Source organism: Clostridium budayi (assembly GCF_055396605.1).
In genome coordinates this window covers 1,737,566-1,757,757 of sequence record NZ_AP042456.1, presented here as the reverse complement: position 1 = coordinate 1,757,757, position 20,192 = coordinate 1,737,566, and the positions used below count along the sequence as shown (strand labels likewise).

20 protein-coding genes and 1 riboswitch are annotated in these 20,192 nt (G+C 28.2%); of the genes, 16 read left to right on the top strand and 4 right to left on the bottom strand.

The window, feature by feature from the left end:
* The first annotated feature begins 20 nt into the window (after window positions 1–20).
* From ACZ5TJ_RS08370 to ACZ5TJ_RS08320, 11 genes are all read left to right on the top strand, one after another.
* The gene (locus ACZ5TJ_RS08370; protein ID WP_464198725.1) at window positions 21–1,043 is read left to right on the top strand and encodes a PfkB family carbohydrate kinase; all 1,023 of its coding nucleotides are present in this window, start codon (window positions 21–23) and stop codon (window positions 1,041–1,043) included.
* A 60-nt stretch (window positions 1,044–1,103) separates the two neighbouring features.
* The gene (locus ACZ5TJ_RS08365; RefSeq protein ID WP_464198723.1) at window positions 1,104–2,858 is read left to right on the top strand and encodes a glycoside hydrolase family 3 protein; all 1,755 of its coding nucleotides are present in this window, start codon (window positions 1,104–1,106) and stop codon (window positions 2,856–2,858) included.
* Window positions 2,859–2,899: 41 nt separating this feature from the next.
* Window positions 2,900–4,702 (top strand): beta-glucuronidase, encoded by a 1,803-nt coding sequence (gene uidA / locus ACZ5TJ_RS08360; RefSeq protein ID WP_464198721.1) that lies wholly within the window; start codon window positions 2,900–2,902, stop codon window positions 4,700–4,702.
* A gap of 129 nt (window positions 4,703–4,831) precedes the next feature.
* Window positions 4,832–5,527: a GntR family transcriptional regulator gene (locus ACZ5TJ_RS08355; RefSeq protein WP_464198719.1), complete on the top strand. Its 696-nt coding sequence runs from the start codon at window positions 4,832–4,834 to the stop codon at window positions 5,525–5,527.
* Between the two features lie 152 nt (window positions 5,528–5,679).
* Window positions 5,680–6,531, top strand: coding sequence for an SDR family oxidoreductase (locus ACZ5TJ_RS08350; protein WP_464198717.1), 852 nt, complete (start codon window positions 5,680–5,682; stop codon window positions 6,529–6,531).
* Window positions 6,532–6,542: 11 nt separating this feature from the next.
* Complete coding sequence (locus ACZ5TJ_RS08345) at window positions 6,543–7,151, top strand: bifunctional 4-hydroxy-2-oxoglutarate aldolase/2-dehydro-3-deoxy-phosphogluconate aldolase (protein ID WP_464198715.1); 609 nt, start codon at window positions 6,543–6,545, stop codon at window positions 7,149–7,151.
* A 14-nt stretch (window positions 7,152–7,165) separates the two neighbouring features.
* Window positions 7,166–8,215, top strand: coding sequence for a mannonate dehydratase (uxuA, locus tag ACZ5TJ_RS08340; RefSeq protein ID WP_464198713.1), 1,050 nt, complete (start codon window positions 7,166–7,168; stop codon window positions 8,213–8,215).
* A 20-nt stretch (window positions 8,216–8,235) separates the two neighbouring features.
* Entirely contained in the window at window positions 8,236–9,639 is a 1,404-nt protein-coding gene (gene uxaC / locus ACZ5TJ_RS08335; protein ID WP_464198711.1) for a glucuronate isomerase, read from the top strand.
* A 3-nt stretch (window positions 9,640–9,642) separates the two neighbouring features.
* On the top strand, window positions 9,643–11,046 hold the full coding sequence (locus tag ACZ5TJ_RS08330; protein ID WP_464198709.1) for an MFS transporter: 1,404 nt from the start codon (window positions 9,643–9,645) through the stop codon (window positions 11,044–11,046).
* Between the two features lie 512 nt (window positions 11,047–11,558).
* Window positions 11,559–12,761 carry a tryptophan synthase subunit beta gene (gene trpB / locus ACZ5TJ_RS08325; protein ID WP_464198707.1) on the top strand — a complete coding sequence of 401 codons (1,203 nt, stop codon included), beginning with the start codon at window positions 11,559–11,561 and terminating at the stop codon, window positions 12,759–12,761.
* A gap of 53 nt (window positions 12,762–12,814) precedes the next feature.
* A riboswitch (Fluoride riboswitch) is annotated at window positions 12,815–12,878 on the top strand.
* 67 nt (window positions 12,879–12,945) lie between these two features.
* Window positions 12,946–14,259: a voltage-gated chloride channel family protein gene (locus tag ACZ5TJ_RS08320; protein ID WP_464198705.1), complete on the top strand. Its 1,314-nt coding sequence runs from the start codon at window positions 12,946–12,948 to the stop codon at window positions 14,257–14,259.
* Window positions 14,260–14,376: 117 nt separating this feature from the next.
* Here ACZ5TJ_RS08320 and ACZ5TJ_RS08315 read toward each other — a convergent pair whose 3' ends face one another.
* Window positions 14,377–14,565 (bottom strand): hypothetical protein, encoded by a 189-nt coding sequence (locus tag ACZ5TJ_RS08315; RefSeq protein WP_464198703.1) that lies wholly within the window; start codon window positions 14,563–14,565, stop codon window positions 14,377–14,379.
* A 15-nt stretch (window positions 14,566–14,580) separates the two neighbouring features.
* Window positions 14,581–15,876, bottom strand: coding sequence for an acetyl-CoA hydrolase/transferase family protein (locus ACZ5TJ_RS08310; RefSeq protein ID WP_464198701.1), 1,296 nt, complete (start codon window positions 15,874–15,876; stop codon window positions 14,581–14,583).
* Window positions 15,877–16,199: 323 nt separating this feature from the next.
* On the opposite strand from ACZ5TJ_RS08310, the gene ACZ5TJ_RS08305 reads away from it, so the two are divergent.
* The gene (locus tag ACZ5TJ_RS08305) at window positions 16,200–16,973 is read left to right on the top strand and encodes a nitroreductase family protein (RefSeq protein ID WP_464198699.1); all 774 of its coding nucleotides are present in this window, start codon (window positions 16,200–16,202) and stop codon (window positions 16,971–16,973) included.
* Between the two features lie 28 nt (window positions 16,974–17,001).
* Here the strand turns inward: ACZ5TJ_RS08305 and ACZ5TJ_RS08300 are convergent, their stop codons facing one another.
* Window positions 17,002–17,430: a hypothetical protein gene (locus tag ACZ5TJ_RS08300; RefSeq protein ID WP_464198697.1), complete on the bottom strand. Its 429-nt coding sequence runs from the start codon at window positions 17,428–17,430 to the stop codon at window positions 17,002–17,004.
* A gap of 100 nt (window positions 17,431–17,530) precedes the next feature.
* On the opposite strand from ACZ5TJ_RS08300, the gene yaaA reads away from it, so the two are divergent.
* Window positions 17,531–18,295 carry a peroxide stress protein YaaA gene (yaaA, locus tag ACZ5TJ_RS08295; protein WP_464198695.1) on the top strand — a complete coding sequence of 255 codons (765 nt, stop codon included), beginning with the start codon at window positions 17,531–17,533 and terminating at the stop codon, window positions 18,293–18,295.
* A 91-nt stretch (window positions 18,296–18,386) separates the two neighbouring features.
* Complete coding sequence (locus tag ACZ5TJ_RS08290; RefSeq protein ID WP_039315560.1) at window positions 18,387–18,602, top strand: hypothetical protein; 216 nt, start codon at window positions 18,387–18,389, stop codon at window positions 18,600–18,602.
* 53 nt (window positions 18,603–18,655) lie between these two features.
* Here ACZ5TJ_RS08290 and ACZ5TJ_RS08285 read toward each other — a convergent pair whose 3' ends face one another.
* Window positions 18,656–18,787 (bottom strand): hypothetical protein, encoded by a 132-nt coding sequence (locus tag ACZ5TJ_RS08285; RefSeq protein ID WP_464198693.1) that lies wholly within the window; start codon window positions 18,785–18,787, stop codon window positions 18,656–18,658.
* Window positions 18,788–18,946: 159 nt separating this feature from the next.
* On the opposite strand from ACZ5TJ_RS08285, the gene ACZ5TJ_RS08280 reads away from it, so the two are divergent.
* The gene (locus ACZ5TJ_RS08280) at window positions 18,947–19,168 is read left to right on the top strand and encodes a hypothetical protein (RefSeq protein WP_464198691.1); all 222 of its coding nucleotides are present in this window, start codon (window positions 18,947–18,949) and stop codon (window positions 19,166–19,168) included.
* A gap of 137 nt (window positions 19,169–19,305) precedes the next feature.
* Window positions 19,306–20,187 (top strand): NAD-dependent epimerase/dehydratase family protein, encoded by an 882-nt coding sequence (locus tag ACZ5TJ_RS08275; protein WP_464198689.1) that lies wholly within the window; start codon window positions 19,306–19,308, stop codon window positions 20,185–20,187.
* The last annotated feature ends 5 nt before the right edge of the window (window positions 20,188–20,192 follow it).

Below are 20,192 nucleotides of genomic sequence, written 5' to 3'. Positions count from 1 at the left end.
AATTATAGGAAGGGAATAATATGGAATTATCATTTAAAAATAAAAAGATTTTAGGATTTGGAGAAATAATGCTAAGACTTACACCTCCAAATAATCAAAAGATAATTCAAGCAAATTCTTTTGATGCAGTTTATTCAGGGGGGGAAGCCAATGTAATAGCTAGTCTTGCTATGTTTGGTCATAACACTAAATTTGTAACAAAACTACCAGATAATTATTTAGGACAAAAGGTTATAAATAAATTTAGAGGATACAATGTTGATGTTAAAGATATTATTTTAGGAGAAGGTAGACTAGGAATATATTATTCAGAAATAGGACATGGATTAAGAAGTACAGAAGTTATATATGATAGAAAGTATTCAGCTATATCTATGGCTTCTAAGGAAGAGTTTGATATAGATAAAATTTTAGAGGACGTAGGAATTGTTCATTTATCTGGTATAACTCCAGCTTTAAGCAATGAATTATATGACTTTTTAATTAAGTTTATAAAGGCTTGCAAAGATAAAGGTATACTAGTATCCTACGATTCTAATTACAGAAATAAATTATGGTCTCTTGAAGAAGCTGGAAGATTCTTTAATGAGATACTACCGTATATTGATTTTGTCTTTTTAGGTCACTTAGATATGATTAATATATTAAAATTTGAAGATAAAAATTTAGAATTTGAAGAAAATTTAGAAGAACTTTATAAAGAATTATTTAAAAAATATCCAAATTTAAAATATACTGCATGTACTAGAAGAACAGTAAATTCAATAAATAATAATACATTAAAAGGATATCTATTTAATGGAGAGAAACTTTTTAAATCTAATGAATACACATTTGATATTTTAGACAGAGTTGGTGGAGGGGATGCTTTTACAGCAGGAATACTTCATGGGATTTTAAAAGATATGGAAGAGACAAGAGTTATTGAATTTGGAATATGTTCAAGCGCATTAAAACATTCAATAATAGGGGATATAAATCTTATTGATGAAGATACAGTAGATTCACTAATAGATAGTGGTCTATGCAATATAAAAAGGTAACTTAAAAATTTTTATTTAAAGTATACAAATGAATTGTAAAATAAAGAAAGGGATGACTATATGAGAGAAGTAGATTTAAAAGGAAAACCGTTTTATTTATCAGATGAAGATATAAAATGGGTAGAAGATACTATAAAAGGAATGACTATTGAAGAAAAAATAGGACAGCTATTTGTTATAATGGATAAAACTCCAGATGGAGGTAAAACAGCTGTAGAGACAATTAAGAAGTATCAACCTGGTGCAGCAAGATATATGGGAGGAAAAGCAGATCAGGTATATGAACAAATAAAGAAGTATAAAGAAGCATCTAAATTACCTTTATTAGTAGCTTGTAATTGTGAATCAGGTGGAGATGGAGCAGCTCAAGGCGGAACTTATATAGCAACTCAAGCAGCTGCAGGTGCAGTTAAAGATGATAAAGTAGCTTATAATGTAGGGTATGTTTCAGGAAAAGAGTCTGCTGCAATAGGATGTAATTGGGCATTTGGACCAGTATCTGATATATTCTTAAATTGGAGAAATACAATAATAAATACTAGATCTTATGGAGATGATCCAGAAAGAGTATTAGAATATTCAAGAGCATATATAAAAGGACTTGAAGAAAGTAAAATGATAGCTTGCACTAAGCATTTCCCAGGAGACGGAGTTGAAGAAAGAGATCAACATTTACTTATGGGAGTAAATGATCAAACTTGTGAAGAATGGGATAATACTTTCGGAAAGGTTTATAAAGGATTAATAGAAGATGGACTAAAAAGTATGATGATAGGCCATATAGCACTACCTTCATATTCAAAAAAGTTTGTTAAAGGGATGACTGATGCTGAAATAAAGCCAGCAACATTAGCACCAGAAATATTACAAAATCTATTAAGAGATCAATTAGGATTTAATGGATTAATAGTAACTGATGCATCTCATATGTTAGGTTTAACAAGTGCTATGCCAAGAAAAGAGCAAGTGCCAAGAGCAATAGCTGCAGGTTGTGATATGTTCTTATTCTTCCATCATCCAGAAGAAGATTTTGAATATATGATGAATGGATATAAAGAAGGAATAATTACAGAAGAAAGACTTGAAAATGCTCTAAAGAGAATCTTAGGATTAAAAGCATCAATAGGACTACACAAAGAAAAAGAATTAGGAGAAATGATGCCTCCTAAGGAAGATTTAAATTTATTAGGTTGTGAAGAACATAAAAACTTGGCAGTTGATGCAGCAAAAAGAAGTATAACTTTAGTTAAAGATACAGAAAATAATCTTCCTTTAACACCAGAGACTCATAAGAGATTAAAAGTTTATTATATAACTAATCCTCAACCACTTGATATGATTATGGGAAATAGTTCTACAAAGGATTCAATAAAAGAAGAACTTGAAGAAGCTGGATTTGAAGTAGATATGCATGAATCTTATCATGATTTAGCAGCTAAGGATGGTCATAACATTAAAAATGTAATGAATTCAATGTTTAGTGAAAGTGTAAAAGAAATGACTGATAATTATGATGCAGTTCTTATGTTTGTAAATATGAAAGGATACTGTCAAGAAAATGTTGTTAGAGTTCAATGGTCAATAGGACATAGTAATGAGATACCTTGGTATGTTAGAGAAATTCCAACAATATGTGTATCATTAAGTCAAACTACTAATTTATTTGATTTACCTATGATGAAGACATTTATAAATGCATATGGTTCAACAAGAACTGTAATAAAAGAAACTATAAAGAAAATAAAAGGTGAAGAAGAGTTTGAAGGAGAATACAATGAAACTGTATTCTGTGGAAGATGGGAAACAAGATTATAATAAATTATATATAAATAAAGAAAGTTTGGGAGGTTTTTATTATGTTATATCCAATAATGACAGAATCAAGAAATGTTATAGACTTAAATGGTATATGGAGATTTAAATTAGATAAGGGAAATGGTTTTTCAGAAAAATGGTATGAATCAAATCTAAAAGATACAATAGAGATGGCTGTACCATCATCATATAATGATTTAGTTGAAGCTGAAGAGATAAGAGATCATGTGGGCTGGGTTTGGTATGAAAGAAACTTTACTATTCATAAAAACTTATTAGATGAAAGAATAGTATTAAGATTTGGATCAGCAACTCATGAAGCAAAAGTATATTTAAATGGAAAATTCTTAGTTGAGCATAAAGGTGGATTTACTCCTTTTGAAGCTGAAATAAATGAATTATTAGTATCAGGAGAAAACAGATTAACTGTTGCTGTAAATAATATAATTGATGAAACTACTCTACCAGTAGGATTGTTAAAAGAAACTGAAGTTAACGGTAAGAAGGTTATGAAAAATCTTGTTAATTTTGACTTCTTTAACTATGCAGGGATTCATAGACCAGTTAAGATTTACACAACACCAAAAACTTATGTAAAAGATGTAACTATCGTAACTAATTTTGAAGATACAAATGGTTATGTAGATTATGATGTAAAATTTGTAGGAGAAGCAGACGTTAATATATCAATAATTGATGAAGACAATAATGTAGTAGCAACTTCTAATGGATCAAATGGAAAAGTTACTATAAAAGACGTTAAGTTATGGGAGCCAATGAATGCTTATTTATATAAGTTAAAAATAGATTTAGTTAAAGATGGTGCTTTAGTTGATACTTATATAGAAGAGTTTGGAGTAAGAACAGTAGAAGTTAAAGATGGTAAGTTCTTAATTAATAATAAGCCTTTCTACTTCAAAGGGTTTGGTAAACATGAAGATTCACATGTTAATGGAAGAGGATTTAATGAGGCTATTAATGTAAAAGACTTTAATTTAATGAAATGGATTGGTGCAAACTCATTTAGAACAGCACATTATCCATATTCAGAAGAAATAATGAGACTTGCAGATAGAGAAGGTATAGTTATAATAGATGAAACTCCAGCAGTTGGATTACATTTAAACTTCATGGCTACAGGAGGCCTATTTGGTGGTGGAGTTAGAAGAGATACTTGGAAAGAAATTGGAACTAAAGAAGCACATGAACAAATATTAAAAGAGTTAGTTGAAAGAGATAAAAATCATCCATCTGTAGTAATGTGGTCTGTTGCAAATGAACCAGATTCAGATGCAGAAGGTGCAAAAGAATACTTCGAACCATTAATAAAATTAACAAAGGAATTAGATCCGCAAAAGAGACCTGTTACAGTAGTAACTTATTTAATGTCTACTCCAGATAAATGTAAAGTTGGAGATATTGTAGATGTATTATGCCTTAATAGATATTATGGATGGTATATTGCAGGTGGGGATTTAGAAGAAGCTAAGAGAATGCTTCAAGAAGAATTAAATGGATGGGAAAAAAGATGTCCAAATAAGCCTATTATGTTCACAGAATATGGAGCTGATACTGTTGCTGGAATGCATGATACAGTTCCGGTTATGTTTACTGAAGAGTATCAAGTTGAGTATTATAAGGCAAACCATGAAGCAGTGGATAAGTGCAAAAACTTCGTAGGAGAACAAGTATGGAATTTTGCTGATTTTGCTACAAGTCAAGGAATTATAAGAGTTCAAGGGAATAAAAAAGGTATATTTACAAGAGAAAGAAAGCCTAAGATGATTGCTCATTCATTACGTGAAAGATGGACTAATATACCTAATTTTGGATATAAAAAATAAATCTAAAATAATAATATTAAAATTAGGCATACTATGTATGCCTAATTTTTTATGATATAATACATATCATACTAGTATACTAAAAAGTGTATTAAAAAATTTAAATGCGATGAGCAGGAGGTATTATAAGTGATTCTTTATGATAAATTAGATAAAGAGACTGGAAAGGAATATGTATATCGAGTATTAAAAGATAATATTATGTGCTTAGAATTAAAGCCAGGAGAATTAATAAGCGAATCAGATTTAGCCAAAAAGTTAAACGTTTCAAGAACTCCTATAAGAGAAGTTTTAATAAAATTAAAAGGAGAAAAACTAATAGAGGTTAAACCACAAGCTGGTACATATGTATCATTAATAGATTGGAAAATAATAAAAGAAGCTATTTTTATGAGATATAACTTAGAAAAAGAAGCATTAAAAGAGGCATGTGATAATTTTTCAGAAGATACATTAATGGAATTAGAAAAATGTTTATTTGCTCAAAAATTAATTAAAAATAGAGCCGATAATTTATTAGAATTTCATAATTTAGATAAAGAATTTCATAAGTTACTTTTTGAAGGAATAGAAAAAAATAATGTATGGGAATCTATAAGCAATATAAGTACTCATTATAATAGAATGAGATTATTAGCTGAAATGAAACTTAATAAGGAGTTTTTAGTAGATCAACATATGACATATTTAGATATAATAAAAAATAAAGATAAAGGTATTATTGAGGAATTTGTATTTAATCATATAAAGGCGCCAGTTAAAGAATGGGACAAATTAATAGAAGAAAACAGCGATATAGCATGTTATATAAAGAATAGAGAGTAGATTACTTAACACTTGAAATTATTAATTTATAAGATAATTTTAAGTGTTTTTTTATTTTATAAAAATTTTTATGAAAATGTATACAAAAAGTATTGAAATTTATATATTAATATGCTAGTATACAAGTATAACAGATGTGAGGAGGAATAAAAATGAAATTACCATTTAATATTGAATTAAAAGATAAAGTTTGCGTTGTAACAGGTGGGACAGGAGTTCTTTGTGGTGCAATGGCTGATGCATTAGCAAAGTGTGGTGCAAAAGTTGCGATACTAGCATTAGGACAAGAAGCTTGCGATAACAAAGCAAAAGAGATAAACGAAAAAGGCGGAACAGCAATAGGAATTGAAACTAATGTTTTAGATAAAGAAAGCTTAAGAAAAGCTCATGAAATTATACTTAATGAATTTGGACCAGTAGATATTTTAATAAATGGTGCTGGAGGAAATCATCCAAAGGGAACTACAACTAAGGAATACTTAGATGCAGAAGATATAGGCAATGAAGAATTAACAACATTCTTTGATTTAGATCCTAAAGGAGTAGAATTTGTATTTAATCTAAATTTCTTAGGAACATTACTTCCATCACAAGAATTTAGTAAAGATATGATAAATAGAAAAGGTGCAACAATAATTAACATATCATCAATGAATGCATTTACACCTTTAACAAAAATACCAGCATATTCAGGAGCAAAAGCTGCAGTAAGTAACTTTACTCAATGGCTTGCAGTTCATATGTCAAAGGTTGGAGTTAGAGTAAATGCAATAGCACCAGGATTCTTTGTAACAGCTCAAAATGAAAAATTATTATTTAATGAAGATGGAACACCAACTGCAAGAACTGAAAAAATACTTAATAGCACACCAATGAAAAGATTCGGGGAAGCAGATGAATTAATAGGAACATTATTATATCTAGTATCTGAAGAGGCATCAGGATTTGTAAATGGAGTTGTTATTCCAGTTGATGGAGCATTCTCAGCTTATTCAGGTGTATAGGAGGAATATTAATGATTTTAGAAAAATTAAAGGGTAATGGGATTGTAGCCGTAATTAGAGGTAAAAATCATGAAGAAGCAAAGGGATATATGGAAGCATGCTTAAGAGGAGGAATTAAATCATTAGAGCTTACTTACACTATACCAAATGTAGTTGAACTTATAAGGGAATATAGTTCAAATGAAGAGGCTTTAATTGGAGTTGGAAGTGTTTTAAATGGGAAAATGGCTTCTGATGCAATTGAAGCAGGTGCAAAATATGTTGTAAGTCCAGGGTATAGTGAAGAAATAAATACAGTTTGTAAGGCTATGAATGTATTGTACTTACCAGGCTGCATGACTGTAGGAGAAATAATGAAAGCAATGGATGCAGGAAATAAGATGATTAAATTATTCCCAGGGGATTTATTTGGAGCAAAGTTTGTAAAAGCTATAAAGGCACCAATTCCAAATGTTGAAGTAATGCCAACAGGAGGAGTTTCAGTAGATAACATTGAAGAGTGGTTTGAAAACGGAGTTGCCTGTGTGGGTGTTGGTAGTTCATTAATTAAAGGATCACTTAAAGATATAGAAAATAAAGCAAAAGAATTTATTAGTAAATTTGAAAAAATTAAAGGGTAAGAGGTGACAAAATTATGAAGATGACATTTAGATGGTATGGGAAAGACGATCCTGTAAAGATTGAATATATAAAGCAAATACCAGGAATGAAAGGGATAGTAACAGCTATATATGATATACCAGTTGGTGAAGTATGGCCATTAGAGAGAATTTTAGAATTAAAAAGAGAAGTTGAAAGTCATGGATTAGAACTTTCAGTAATTGAGAGTGTACCAGTTCATGAAGATATAAAACTTGGATTACCTACAAGAGATAAGTATATAGACAACTATATACAAACTATTAGAAATTTAGCTAAAGCAGGTATAGATACAATATGTTATAATTTTATGCCAGTTTTTGATTGGACAAGATCTGATTTAAATTACGAATTAGAAGATGGTTCAACATGTTTAATATATGACGAAGATCAAGTTAAAAAAATGGATCCAGCTTTAGGAGAATTAGAATTACCAGGATGGGATACATCTTATGGAGAAGGTGGACTTAAAGCATTATTAGATCAATACAAAGATATAGATGAAGAAACATTATGGAATAATTTAAATTACTTTATACAAAGAATAATGAAAGTAGCAGACGAAGTTAGAATGAAGATGGCTATACATCCGGATGATCCACCATGGGGTATATTTGGACTTCCAAGAATAATAACAAATTTTGAAAATTTAAAGAGATTTATAGATTTATATGATAGTCCATATCATGGAGTAACTTTATGTACAGGCTCTTTAGGATGTACAAAGGTTAATGATATTGTTAAGATGATAAACTATTTTGGTAAAGAAAGAAATAGAATACATTTTGCACATCTTAGAAATGTTAAAATAACAGGAGATAGTAGTTTTAATGAAGTTGCTCATTTATCAGAATCAGGTTCATTAGATTTTTACGAAATTGTAAAAGCTTACTGTGATTATGATTTTGATGGTCCATACAGACCAGATCATGGTAGAATGATATGGGGAGAAACTGGAAGACCTGGGTATGGATTATATGATAGAGCTTTAGGTGCAGTCTATATTAATGGGTTAGTAGAAGCAATTAACAAAGGGAAAAATTAATATATAAGGGGAGTTTAAAAATGAAGAAATTTATGGATAAAGACTTTTTACTAGAAAGTGAAGTAGCAAAAGTTTTGTACCATAATTATGCTTCAAAGGTGCCAGTGTTTGATTATCACTGTCACCTAGTCCCAATGGAAATAGCTACAGATCATGAATTTAAAAATATTACTGAAATGTGGTTATACCATGATCACTATAAGTGGAGGGCTATGAGAAGCTATTGTATAGATGAAAAGTATATAACTGGTGATGCTAGTGACTATGAGAAGTTTTATGAATTCGCAAAAATGATGCCATATTTAATTGGAAATCCAATTTATCACTGGTCTCATTTAGAACTTAAAAGATTCTTTAAAGTAGAGGAAACTTTAAGTGAAAAGACAGCAAAAGTTATATGGGAAAAATGTAATAAAGAAATAAAGGAAAATAAATTAACAGCCAAAAAACTTATTGAAATGGCTAATGTAGAATATATAGGAACTACAGATGATCCTGTAGATGATTTAAAATATCATAAGCAAATTAAAGAAGATAGTAACTTTAAATGTATTGTTGCACCAACATTTAGACCTGAGAAAGCTATGAAGATTAAAAATGAAGGCTTTATAGAATATATAAAGTTATTATCAGAGGTAAGTAATTGTAAAATAAAATCTTTTGCTGATTTAGAGAAAGCATTAGAAACAAGATTAGATTATTTTTATGAAAATGGATGTATGATTACAGATCATAGCTTAGAGAGAGTAAATTTTGTTAATTTTTCATGTGAAGAAGTTAACAATATATTTGTAAGAGCATTAAATGGTGAGGAAATTTCAGAAAAAGAAGCAGCAATATATTCTATAGCAGTATTAATTTCTTTAGGAAAAATGTACTCAAAGAGAAATATGATAATGCAATTACATATAGGTGCATTAAGAAATAATAATACTAGAATGTTTAATAAAGTTGGAGCAGATGCTGGCTTTGATAGTATTGATGATGGTGAAATAGCATATTCACTTTCAAAAATATTAGATGCACTAGATAAGGAAAATAATCTGCCAAAAACAATTCTTTATTGTTTAAATCCTAAAGACAATGAAGTTATAGGAACTATGATTGGTAATTTCCAAGGTGGAAATATAAAAGGAAAGATACAATTTGGATCTGGATGGTGGTTTAACGACCAAAAAGATGGTATGGAAAGACAAATGACAGCATTATCACAACTAGGTCTTATTAGTCAATTTGTGGGGATGGTTACAGACTCAAGAAGCTTTTTATCTTATACAAGACACGAATATTTTAGAAGGATACTATGTAACTACTTTGGATCATTAGTTGAAAGTGGACAATATCCTTATGATGAAGAAATATTAGGTGAAATTGTAGAAAATATTTGTTATAAAAATGCTAAAAAGTATTTTGAAAGGGGTTAACATATGAGCGTTTTAGATATTATTAGTGCAAAAGGAAATAAAACAAAGGAATTTAATAATGGAGATAAAATTGGATATGCTTTTGGAGACTTAGGTTGTGGAGCATTCTTCATGTTTGTTAGTAGTTACTTAATGCTATTTTATACTGATATATTAGGAATAAGTGCAACTGCTGTAGGTACTTTATTTATAGTAGCTAGAATATGGGATGCTATAAATGACCCTATAATGGGAATTATTGTTGACAAAAATAAGCACACAGAACATGGAAAGTTTAAACCATATATAATTAAGTATGGAATACCTATGACATTAGTTGGAATTTTAGCATTTACAGCTATTCCAGGACTTCCAGATAATATGAAAGTACCTTATGCTTATGTAACATATATTGCTTTTGGTATGCTATACACAGCAGTTAATATACCATATGGTTCTTTAGCTTCAGTTATGACATCAGATCCAAATGAAAGAACAGCACTTTCAACATTTAGAAATATAGGTTCAATTGGAGCAAACTTATTAGTAATGTTAATAGTTCCTAAAATTGTATTTACAAATGGAGTAGTAACAGCTGGAGGATTCTTTAAATGTGCAGTAATCTTTGCAATAATATCTTCTATAAGCTATGTGATAACGTTTAGATTAACAACAGAAAGAATAGTTTATAAAGCAGACGCTAAAAAGAAAGTGAGTGTAGGAAATACACTAAAAATATTAATAAAAAATAGAGCATTTATAGGAGTAACTTTAGCATCATTTGCTATGCTAGCAGCTATGTTTACAGGAGCTTCACTAAATGCATACTTATATAAAGAATATTTCAATAATGCAAATCTTATTTCTTTAGGTGGAATAGCAACTATAATACCTACATTTGCTATATTACCTTTCGTAGGGATTATAGTAAAAAGATTCGGTAAGAAAGAAGCAACAATTGGTGGTTCAATTTTAGCAATGTTAGTTTATTTAGTACTATTTATTATGCCAATAACTAATCCTTATGTATATATTGGATTAACTATGGTAGCTGGATTAGGTACAGGACTTGTAAATGCATTAATATGGGCATTAGTTGCAGATGTTATTGACTATCAAGAATATTTAAGTGGAGATAGAAATGAAGGAATAGTATATTCTTCTTACTCATTATGTAGAAAGTTATCTCAAGCAATCGCTGGTGGTGTTGGAGGGTTTGCTCTAGGATTCTTAGGATATGAATCAGGAGCAGCTACTCAAGTTGAGGCAGTTGGTGTTGGAATTAAAAATATAATTTGTGGAGCAAATTTTGTTGGACTAGCACTTACAGTAATAATATTAACTTTTGTGTACAACCTTTCTAAAAATAAGCTTTCAGAAGTAAATGAGGAATTAAATAAAAAGAGAAGGGAAGCATGTGCAGAATAGTATATACCTTAAATAATAAATAACTCTAAAATTACAATTATAAAAAAGGCATCACTCTTAAAAGAGGATGCCTTTTTTGCGTAAAATTTAATTTGAATTTTAATCATTTTTTCTAAATAAATTCATATAATAAAACAAATATAAAAACTCGCTTTAAAAAGAAAGAGTAGGTAATAAAACTGAAGTTACAGAGAATTTAGTGTGGTGAGAACTAAATACTTTAAGATATTACTGAATGGGTCTTATAGAGGATAGCTTGAACTTACGAAAATGATAGTAGGGCTATACGGAAAGTCTACCGTTAAAAGGACAGGATATCGATTAATTTCCGTATCTTATTAATGTATGTACACATAGGTGGTATAACGAAATTTTAGCATTTCGTCCTAGAGTTAGGATGAAGTGCTTTTATTTTTACATACAAAAAATGAGTGGCACGAGCTACTTCGTCTCATTTTAAGACGAGGTAGCTCGTTTACTTTTATAAAATAATTTGTTTGGAGGTATTTATTATGAAAAATTTATTTGAAGAAAGAAAAGGAATGTTTGGCGAGTTTGGAGGACAATTTGTAACAGATAATATAAAGAAGGCATTAGAAGAAATAGAAGAAAGTTATAAAAAATATATTAATGATGAAGAATTTAAGAAGGAATATTTATATTATTTAAAAGAGTATTCTGGAAGACCAACTCCTCTTTACTATGCAGAAAATATTAGTGAAGATATTGGATGTAAAATCTATCTTAAAAGAGAAGATTTAAATCATACAGGAGCACATAAAATAAATAATACAATAGGACAAATTCTTTTAGCTAAAAAGATGGGTAAAAAGAAAATAATAGCAGAAACCGGTGCAGGACAACATGGTGTTGCAACAGCTACAGTTTGTGCAAAATTTAATATGGAGTGCACTATATTTATGGGAGCTTGTGATATAGAAAGACAGGCACTTAATGTTAGAAAAATGAAACTACTTGGAGCAAATGTTATAAGTGCTGAAAGTGGAACTAAAACATTAAATGATGCAGTAAATGAAGCTTTTGAATATTTATCTAAACATTCGGATGAGTGTTATTATTTAATAGGTTCTGCTGTTGGACCAAGTCCATATCCTAGTATCGTTAGGGATTTTCAAAAAATAATAGGAGAAGAAGCAAAAAGACAAATAATAGAAAAGGAAGGACGATTACCAAATACTATAATAGCAGCAGTTGGAGGAGGTAGTAATGCAATAGGTATATTTAATGACTTTTTAAATGATAAGGATGTAAATTTAATTGGTATTGAAGGTGCAGGACTTGGACTTAATACTAAATATAATGCAGCAACTATAGCACTTGGTGAAAAAGGAATAGTACATGGTATGTTAACTTATGTATTAAAAGATGATGATGGAAATACTAGTGAAGCGTATTCTATATCAGCAGGTCTCGATTATCCAGCAGTAGGCCCAGAACATGCTTATTTATCAAATATTAAAAGAGTAAATTATTATAGTATTACGGATAAAGAAGCAATAAGAGATGGGGTTTTATATTTAACTAAAAAGGAAGGAATAATACCAGCATTAGAATCAGCTCATGCAGTTGCATATCTTAAAAAGTTAAAAGGAAAGGTTAAAGAAGACGATATTATAATAGTTAACTTATCTGGAAGAGGAGATAAGGATATGGACAATATAAATAAGTATTTAAATGATAATCCAAACTTATAAATATTATATTTATAAGTAGACAAGCTCAAAAATTTATGATAATATAGCAAAGTGTTTTTTTAGGCGATGGAGTTCGCCATTAACTGCTTTTAATAAGCTAATGACTCCTACAAATGGGGATAGGTATATCCTTATTTGTAGGAGTTTTTTTATTTTTCTAAAAATTTTATAAAGGAGACAGCAGATGGAAATTACAAAAACGAATTTTAAAGAAAAACTAAAAAGAAGTAGCACTATGGTTTTAGCATTCACTTGTTTTAAGTGGATAATAATGGGTACTTTAATAGGAGCAATTATTGGAGGCGTAATTGGAACGTTTTTAATTTCTTTAGAGAAAGCTACAGAATTTAGAACAAATAATTTTTGGATGGTTTTCTTACTTCCATTTGGAGGAGCATTAGTTGGTTTCTTATATTCAAAGTACGGTAAAAATGCGTCAAAAGGAAATAATTTAATAATTGAAAAAATAAATGAAAGTTGTGATAATGTACCACTTAGAATGGTTCCACTAGTGTATTTTGGTACTGTTGTAACTCATCTTTTTGGTGGTTCAGCAGGTAGAGAAGGAACTGGGGTACAAATAGGAGCAAGTATTGCTGAAAATGTAGGGAAATTATTTAAGGTAACTAAAGAAGAAAATAAAATTTTACTTATGACAGGAGTAAGTGGAGGATTTGCAGCAATTTTTGGAACACCACTTGCAGGTACTGTATTTGGACTTGAAGTAGCTGTTATAGGTAAGATGAGTTATGAAGCAATAATTCCAAGCTTTATTTCAAGTATTGTTGGAAATTTTGTTGTTTTAAAGATGGGAGTAACTCATGCCCATTATAGTGCAAGTACAATAGATGTTATTACACTACCTATAGTATTAAAAGTTATAGTTGCATCTATTTTATTTGGATTAACAAGTAAGTTATTTAGTGTATTAACTCATAAATTAAAAGCTATATTTTCAAAAACTTTTAAAAATGCACCATTAAAATCTTTTGTTGGTGGAATACTTGTAATTTTATTAGTATTTATAGTAGGAAGCGATAAATATTTAGGATTAAGTTTACCTTTAATATCAGATTCTTTTAATAAAATAGTATATCCATTAGATTTTTTAGGTAAATTAATATTTACATCATTAACTTTAGGTGCAGGTTATCAAGGTGGAGAAGTTACACCACTTTTTGTTATAGGATCAACTCTTGGAAATACATTATCTACAATACTTAATATATCACCATCTTTCTTAGCATCTCTTGGATTAATTGGAGTCTTTGCTGGTGCAACAAACACGCCAATAGCTTCATTTATATTAGGAATAGAAATGTTTGGTGCTGAAAATGCAATATATATGTTTATGGCATGTAGCATAAGTTATATTTTCTCAGGTCATACTGGAATATATACATCACAAAATATAGGCGTAAGTAAAAGTAATATAATAGTATTTAAAAGAAAGACAACTTTAAATAAAAGTAAAGAAAATTTAAGTATTGATTTGTAAATGAAAATAAACTAATAGATTACTGGTAATTGTTATTGGATCTTAAAATATAAATACATATAAAAATAAAATGCAGACTTAGAGGGAATAACTAAGTCTGCATTTTTCTTTAATTTATTATTCACCTATTACTTGTGATGCGTTATCTATTATATGATCTAAATAATCACAAGTGCCTTCTCCAAAGTATAACATTGCATCATCTTCGCATGATGAACTTTTAAGCATTAATTCTAGCATTTGAATGTGATGAGTTAAATTGTCTATTTTAAGAGCCATATTTTTGTTTGATTCTTTTTGATTCATAAATACACACATCCTTTATAAAATATTATTTTTTATAGCAAATTCTTTAAGTTCTTCTCTAAATTTAGGGTGAGCTATTTTTATTAAGCTTTCAGCCCTTTCCTTTATGCTTTTACCACATAAGCTTGCAATTCCATATTCAGTAACAATATAATCTACATCATTTCTAGAATAAGAAATAGCAGATCCTAAGTAATGTGATGGAGTTATTGTTGAAATAGTATCGTTTTTTGCAGTTGAATGAAGTGCAATAATTGATTTACCATTAGTACAAAGTCCGGCACCTACTCCTGTATCAGTTTGTCCACCTGTTCCACTATATTGATTAAGGCCGATACTTTCTGATGCACACTGACCAGTTAAATCAACAGCAAGAGCAGTATTTATAGATATCATCTTATTATTTTTACTTATTACGTATGGATCGTTTACATATGAGCATCTTTTTAATTCAACGCAAGGGTTATCATCTAAGAAGTCATAAAGTTTTTGGCTACCAAGAGCAAATGCACCTATAATTTTGTGAGGGTGAATAGTTTTTTTACTATTTGTAATTACTCCTTTATTAAATAAATCTACTATACCTTCAGTAATCATTTCAGTATGAACACCTAAATCTTTTTTGTTAGAAAGTGATTCTGCAACTGCATTTGGAATACTACCGATACCAAGTTGGATAGTTGAACCATCTTCTACTAATGAAGAAATATATTCTCCAATTACTAAATCCTTTTCAGATGGTTTAGAAGAAATAAGCTCATTTACTTTTGTTGTATTTTCTAATATATAATCAACCTCACTTATATGAACTTGTGTGTCTCCATGTACTCTAGGTAAATTTTCATTAACTTCAAATATTACTATGTCTGCATTATCAATATTTTCTCTTTCATAAACTAGTGAAAGTGATAATGAGAAAAATCCATGCTTGTCCATTGGAGTTACTGCACCTATAAATATGTTAGGTTTTCTATATTTAAGTCTCTTTGTTGCAGAATATCTTAAATGTGTTGGTATATATGAATTTAATCCATGTTTTGTGGCATTTCTATCTGGGGCTCCCATAAATAGTGATTCGTTAAAGAAATGTCCTTTCATATCATCTAATGTATCGTATTTATACTCATTTAAGCTTAACATTGTTACAACATTAACATTCTCAACCCTGTCTTTAATAGTATGAAGCTTACTTAAAAAGCCTTGAGGCTCACAAGGTCCAAGAGAACACACTATTTCATCTCCAGATTTAACCAAATTTAAAGCTTTTTCAGTTGTAATTAGTTTTTCTTTATATTCTTTTAAATAATCCATAATAAATCCTCCTTCAAAGAATGGTTAAATATTTAACAAAGAGGGTAAAAAAAAGATACACAACAATTTAAAAATACTATAAATATTTTAAAATCAGTGTATAACTCTTACTCTCTAACACCCTTTATGTATTAACTTAATTACATTATATGCCGAATTTTCTGAAAAGTCCATACAATATGATAATGTTTACAAAAAATCTTTAATTATAGAAATGTTTATATATTTTTACATATAAGAAAAATTTTAAAGCAAGTTATAGTAAAATATTTACATAAAGATATTGATGATATACCATTATATGTAAAGGGGGAGGGGCAAAAATGAATGATACTATAAATATAATTAATAATAGAATGTCTCTTAGAAAGTATAGCAAAAATAGTATAACTGATGAGGAACTAAATATTATATTAAATTCAGCAATGAGAGCTCCCACAGCTGGAAATATGATGTTATATTCAATTTTAGTTATAAAAGATAAAGAAACAATGAAAAAGTTATCTAAAACTTGTGATAATCAGCCATTTATAGAAAATTCAGATGTTATTTTAATTTTTTTAGGGGATCTTTCAAGGTGGCAAGATTATTATAACTTATGTGATGTAAAAGAATTTTGCAAAGATACTGGTAGAAAATTTAGAAAGCCAGATGAAGGAGATTTATTTTTATCTATGCAAGATGCAATAATTGCAGCGCAAACAGCTGTTATAAGTGCAGAAAGTATTGGAATTGGTTCATGTTATATTGGGGATATAATAGAACATTACGAAATCCACAAAGAAATGTTTAATTTAAAAGAATATGTTTATCCAGCATGTATGCTTTGTATGGGTAGGTATGAAGAAGGAAGAGATAGAATAATAAATAAAAGATTCAAAAAAGAATATATAGTATTCAATGAAAAGTATAGAGAACTTTCAAAAGAGGAACTAAAAGAAATGTTTAAAGAGAAGGAAGAAAAGCTTAGCTTAAAGAATGTATATGGAGCAAAAAATTTTGGACAGTTTAATTATGCAAGAAAAACTGGTAGCGATTTTTCTTTTGAAATGGGTAGATCTGCAAGAGAAATCTTAAAAAATTTTAAAGAAAAATAAGTGGAGTGTATTTTATCTCCACTTATTTTTAATATAAAGACTTAATCATATTTGCTATCTCACTAGATGGATTAATATCTAAAACTTCTTCGCAAAGATTTAAAAGATCATATGTATTAAAAAGATTATTTGAATTTAATGAAAAGAATAAAAGCCATTCTTTATATTTAATTGAATTTACTAGAGTATTAGCTTTTTTAGCATGAAAGAATGCTAAAGATTCATGATTAAGTGGAGTAAAGATTATATATAAAAAATAAGACATTAAAAAATGAAGATGAGCTAATAGCGTACTATCACCATTTTCTAGTTCATTAATCTTATTTATTAAAAAGAAATAAAAATCATTTTGAATATTAAAATTTGCTTCTTTTAGTTTAATTAATATTTCTTCATTTATATCACTTAAAGGTACTTCATTTAAATTTATACCTAATATATCATTTAAATTTACCATAACATAATCTCCTTAAATAATTTTAATTTTAGTATATAGTATTTTTTATGTATTTACAAAGATGATATAATAAAAAATATAAATAAAGGGGGAAGAATAAATGATAGTTATATTATCACCAGCTAAGAAAATAGAAAAGAAAAAATTAAATTATAATATAGATACAACTAAACCAAGATTTATGAAAGAAGCTAAGGAACTTAACAATAGACTTAAAGAGTTAAATCCAGATGAATTAGCATCTATTATGAAAATTGGAGAAAAATTAAGAGATGATACATTTTTTAAAATCCATAAGTGGAGTGAAGATTTTATAGAAACATTTCCTTGTATATTAGGATTTAATGGAGAAGCCTTTAGAGGATTAAATATAGAAAGCTATACTAAAGAAGATTTAGATTATGCAAATAAAAGTCTTAGAATATTATCAGGTCTTTATGGAGTATTAAGACCTTTAGACTTAATACATAGTTATAGATTAGAAATGGGTACTAAATTAAATATAGGTGAAAATGATAACTTATATTCATTTTGGGATAATAAAATAAATAATATGCTAATTAAAGATATAAAAGAAAGTGACAGTGATATATTAGTTAATTTAGCATCTAATGAATACTCTAAGTCAGCAAAGATTAAATATATGGATAAAATAAAAGTTATAACACCTGTATTTAAGGAACTTAAAAACGGAAAATACAAAATAGTAACTGTTCATGCAAAGAGGGCTAGAGGGCTTATGGCAACATATATTATAAAAAATAGAGTTAATACTACTGATGAACTAAAAAAATTTAGTGAAGAAGGGTATAAATTTAGAGAAGATTTAAGTAATAATCAGGAATTTGTATTTATATTAGAATAATTTCTATTATATTAATATAAGTTTTCTGCATAATTATGTTAATATAGTTATGTGAAAAAGATTAGCTAGAAGTAAGGAGGCATAAAATAATATGATATATTTAGTTTTTGTTAATATCTTTATTGTAATTTTAATGCTTATATTATTTTTTAAAGCAACAAGTATATTTAAAAAGATTAATGAAAATAAGGGAAACTTAGAAGTTGAAGGTAAGAAAGCTAAAAAATATATGATAGCTTCAGTTATATTAGTTCCAATAAGCTTATTACTTACATTAGGTATGTTCTTTTTAGCAATGGCAAAATAATATAAGTAAAGCTCTATTAAATGAACTTATTACTCATTTAATAGAGCTTTACTTTATTTTTTTAAATTTTCTCGTCTTTTAAGTGTATTATCACGAGATTTCTTTAATTTAGATACATTATATGCAATTAATCCTATAACTAATATTAAAGGTAGCGCAATAGCTATATAAAATAATATGTTCAAAGTAAATCCCTCCTACCTTAAGTTTAATATAATATATTCTAAAACATTTAAAGAAAATAATCTATATTAAAGAAAATACATACCATATTAATTTATAATATTTATAAAAATATGTTAATATGTAAGTAATACATTAGGAATATAGGAGGAAGTTTGGTTATGGTAGCTTTAAGTATTTTAGAGATAATTGTAATTATACTTGTAATAATTTTCTTTGGTAAGGCATTAGAAACTTTTAGAAATATAAAAGAAGATGATGACGAAAGTTTAAAGGAAATGAATAAAAAAGGTAGTAGATATATGATAATAGCTGTAATTTTAATACCTATTGCACTTTTAATAGCTTTTAGAATTATGGCAAAGATGTTCATAGGCATATAAAAAATAAAGCAACTCAAATTATGGGTTGTTTTATTTTTTTTTATAAATATTGGATAAAAATTCTAAATATGATATTATATAACTTGAGGGGTTATAACAATTTAACATTTAAGTAATTTTGAAAGGATAATGCCTAGATGAGTAAAATATTAGTTTTTGGGGGAACAAGATTTTTTGGAAAAGAACTTATAAAAGAACTTATAATTAATGGACATGACATAACTATATTAACTAGGGGTAATGCTAAAGATGATTTTGGAAATAGTATTAAACGTATACGTGCTGATAAAAGAGATGAAAACGCTTTAATTAAAGCTTTAGATGGAAAAGAATATGATGTAGTATATGATACTATATGTTATAGTTCAAAAGATGCAGCTAGAATGTGCAAAGTTTTAAATGGTAAAACTAAAAAATATATAGTAGTATCTTCAGTTTCTATATATGATAAAGGTTATAATTTAAAAGAAACTGACTTTAATCCAAATAAATACAATATTATTATGGGTGAAAAAGAAGAATTCTCATATGGAGAAGGTAAGAGGCTTATGGAAGCAACACTTTATAAAAATGCTACTTTTAAAGTAATTGCAGTTAGGTTTCCAGTTGTAATAGGAAAAGATGACTACACAAAAAGACTTTTAACATATGTAGATAGAATTAGAAATAGACAAGTTATTTCATCAACAAAATTAGATGAAAAGATGAACTTAATAACTCAAAGTGAAGCTGGTATTTTTTTAGCATGGCTTTTAAATAAAGATATAAATGCACCTGTAAATGCATCATGTATTGGAGAAATTTCTTTAAGAGATATTGTAAAAATTATCGAAAAGGAATACCATATAGAAGGAATAATTAATGAGAAGGAAGATAATAATGAATCATCACCATATAATGATTATTTAGGACTTACAATTGATATTATGAATATAATGGAGCTTGGCGCATATAGATTTAAAGATATTAAAGATGAGCTTTGTGAAATAGTTAAATATTATAAAAATTTAAATATATAAATACT

Bases quoted from the DNA above. Each gene is read 5' to 3' on its own strand.
- ACZ5TJ_RS08370 (WP_464198725.1), top strand. From the start codon at position 21: ATGGAATTATCATTTAAAAATAAAAAGATTTTAGGATTTGGAGAAATA.
- ACZ5TJ_RS08365 (WP_464198723.1), top strand. From the start codon at position 1,104: ATGAGAGAAGTAGATTTAAAAGGAAAACCGTTTTATTTATCAGATGAA.
- uidA (WP_464198721.1), top strand. From the start codon at position 2,900: ATGTTATATCCAATAATGACAGAATCAAGAAATGTTATAGACTTAAAT.
- ACZ5TJ_RS08350 (WP_464198717.1), top strand. From the start codon at position 5,680: ATGAAATTACCATTTAATATTGAATTAAAAGATAAAGTTTGCGTTGTA.
- ACZ5TJ_RS08345 (WP_464198715.1), top strand. From the start codon at position 6,543: ATGATTTTAGAAAAATTAAAGGGTAATGGGATTGTAGCCGTAATTAGA.
- uxuA (WP_464198713.1), top strand. From the start codon at position 7,166: ATGAAGATGACATTTAGATGGTATGGGAAAGACGATCCTGTAAAGATT.
- uxaC (WP_464198711.1), top strand. From the start codon at position 8,236: ATGAAGAAATTTATGGATAAAGACTTTTTACTAGAAAGTGAAGTAGCA.
- ACZ5TJ_RS08330 (WP_464198709.1), top strand. From the start codon at position 9,643: ATGAGCGTTTTAGATATTATTAGTGCAAAAGGAAATAAAACAAAGGAA.
- trpB (WP_464198707.1), top strand. From the start codon at position 11,559: ATGAAAAATTTATTTGAAGAAAGAAAAGGAATGTTTGGCGAGTTTGGA.
- ACZ5TJ_RS08320 (WP_464198705.1), top strand. From the start codon at position 12,946: ATGGAAATTACAAAAACGAATTTTAAAGAAAAACTAAAAAGAAGTAGC.
- ACZ5TJ_RS08315 (WP_464198703.1), bottom strand. From the start codon at position 14,565: ATGAATCAAAAAGAATCAAACAAAAATATGGCTCTTAAAATAGACAAT.
- ACZ5TJ_RS08310 (WP_464198701.1), bottom strand. From the start codon at position 15,876: ATGGATTATTTAAAAGAATATAAAGAAAAACTAATTACAACTGAAAAA.
- ACZ5TJ_RS08305 (WP_464198699.1), top strand. From the start codon at position 16,200: ATGAATGATACTATAAATATAATTAATAATAGAATGTCTCTTAGAAAG.
- ACZ5TJ_RS08300 (WP_464198697.1), bottom strand. From the start codon at position 17,430: ATGGTAAATTTAAATGATATATTAGGTATAAATTTAAATGAAGTACCT.
- yaaA (WP_464198695.1), top strand. From the start codon at position 17,531: ATGATAGTTATATTATCACCAGCTAAGAAAATAGAAAAGAAAAAATTA.
- ACZ5TJ_RS08290 (WP_039315560.1), top strand. From the start codon at position 18,387: ATGATATATTTAGTTTTTGTTAATATCTTTATTGTAATTTTAATGCTT.
- ACZ5TJ_RS08280 (WP_464198691.1), top strand. From the start codon at position 18,947: ATGGTAGCTTTAAGTATTTTAGAGATAATTGTAATTATACTTGTAATA.
- ACZ5TJ_RS08275 (WP_464198689.1), top strand. From the start codon at position 19,306: ATGAGTAAAATATTAGTTTTTGGGGGAACAAGATTTTTTGGAAAAGAA.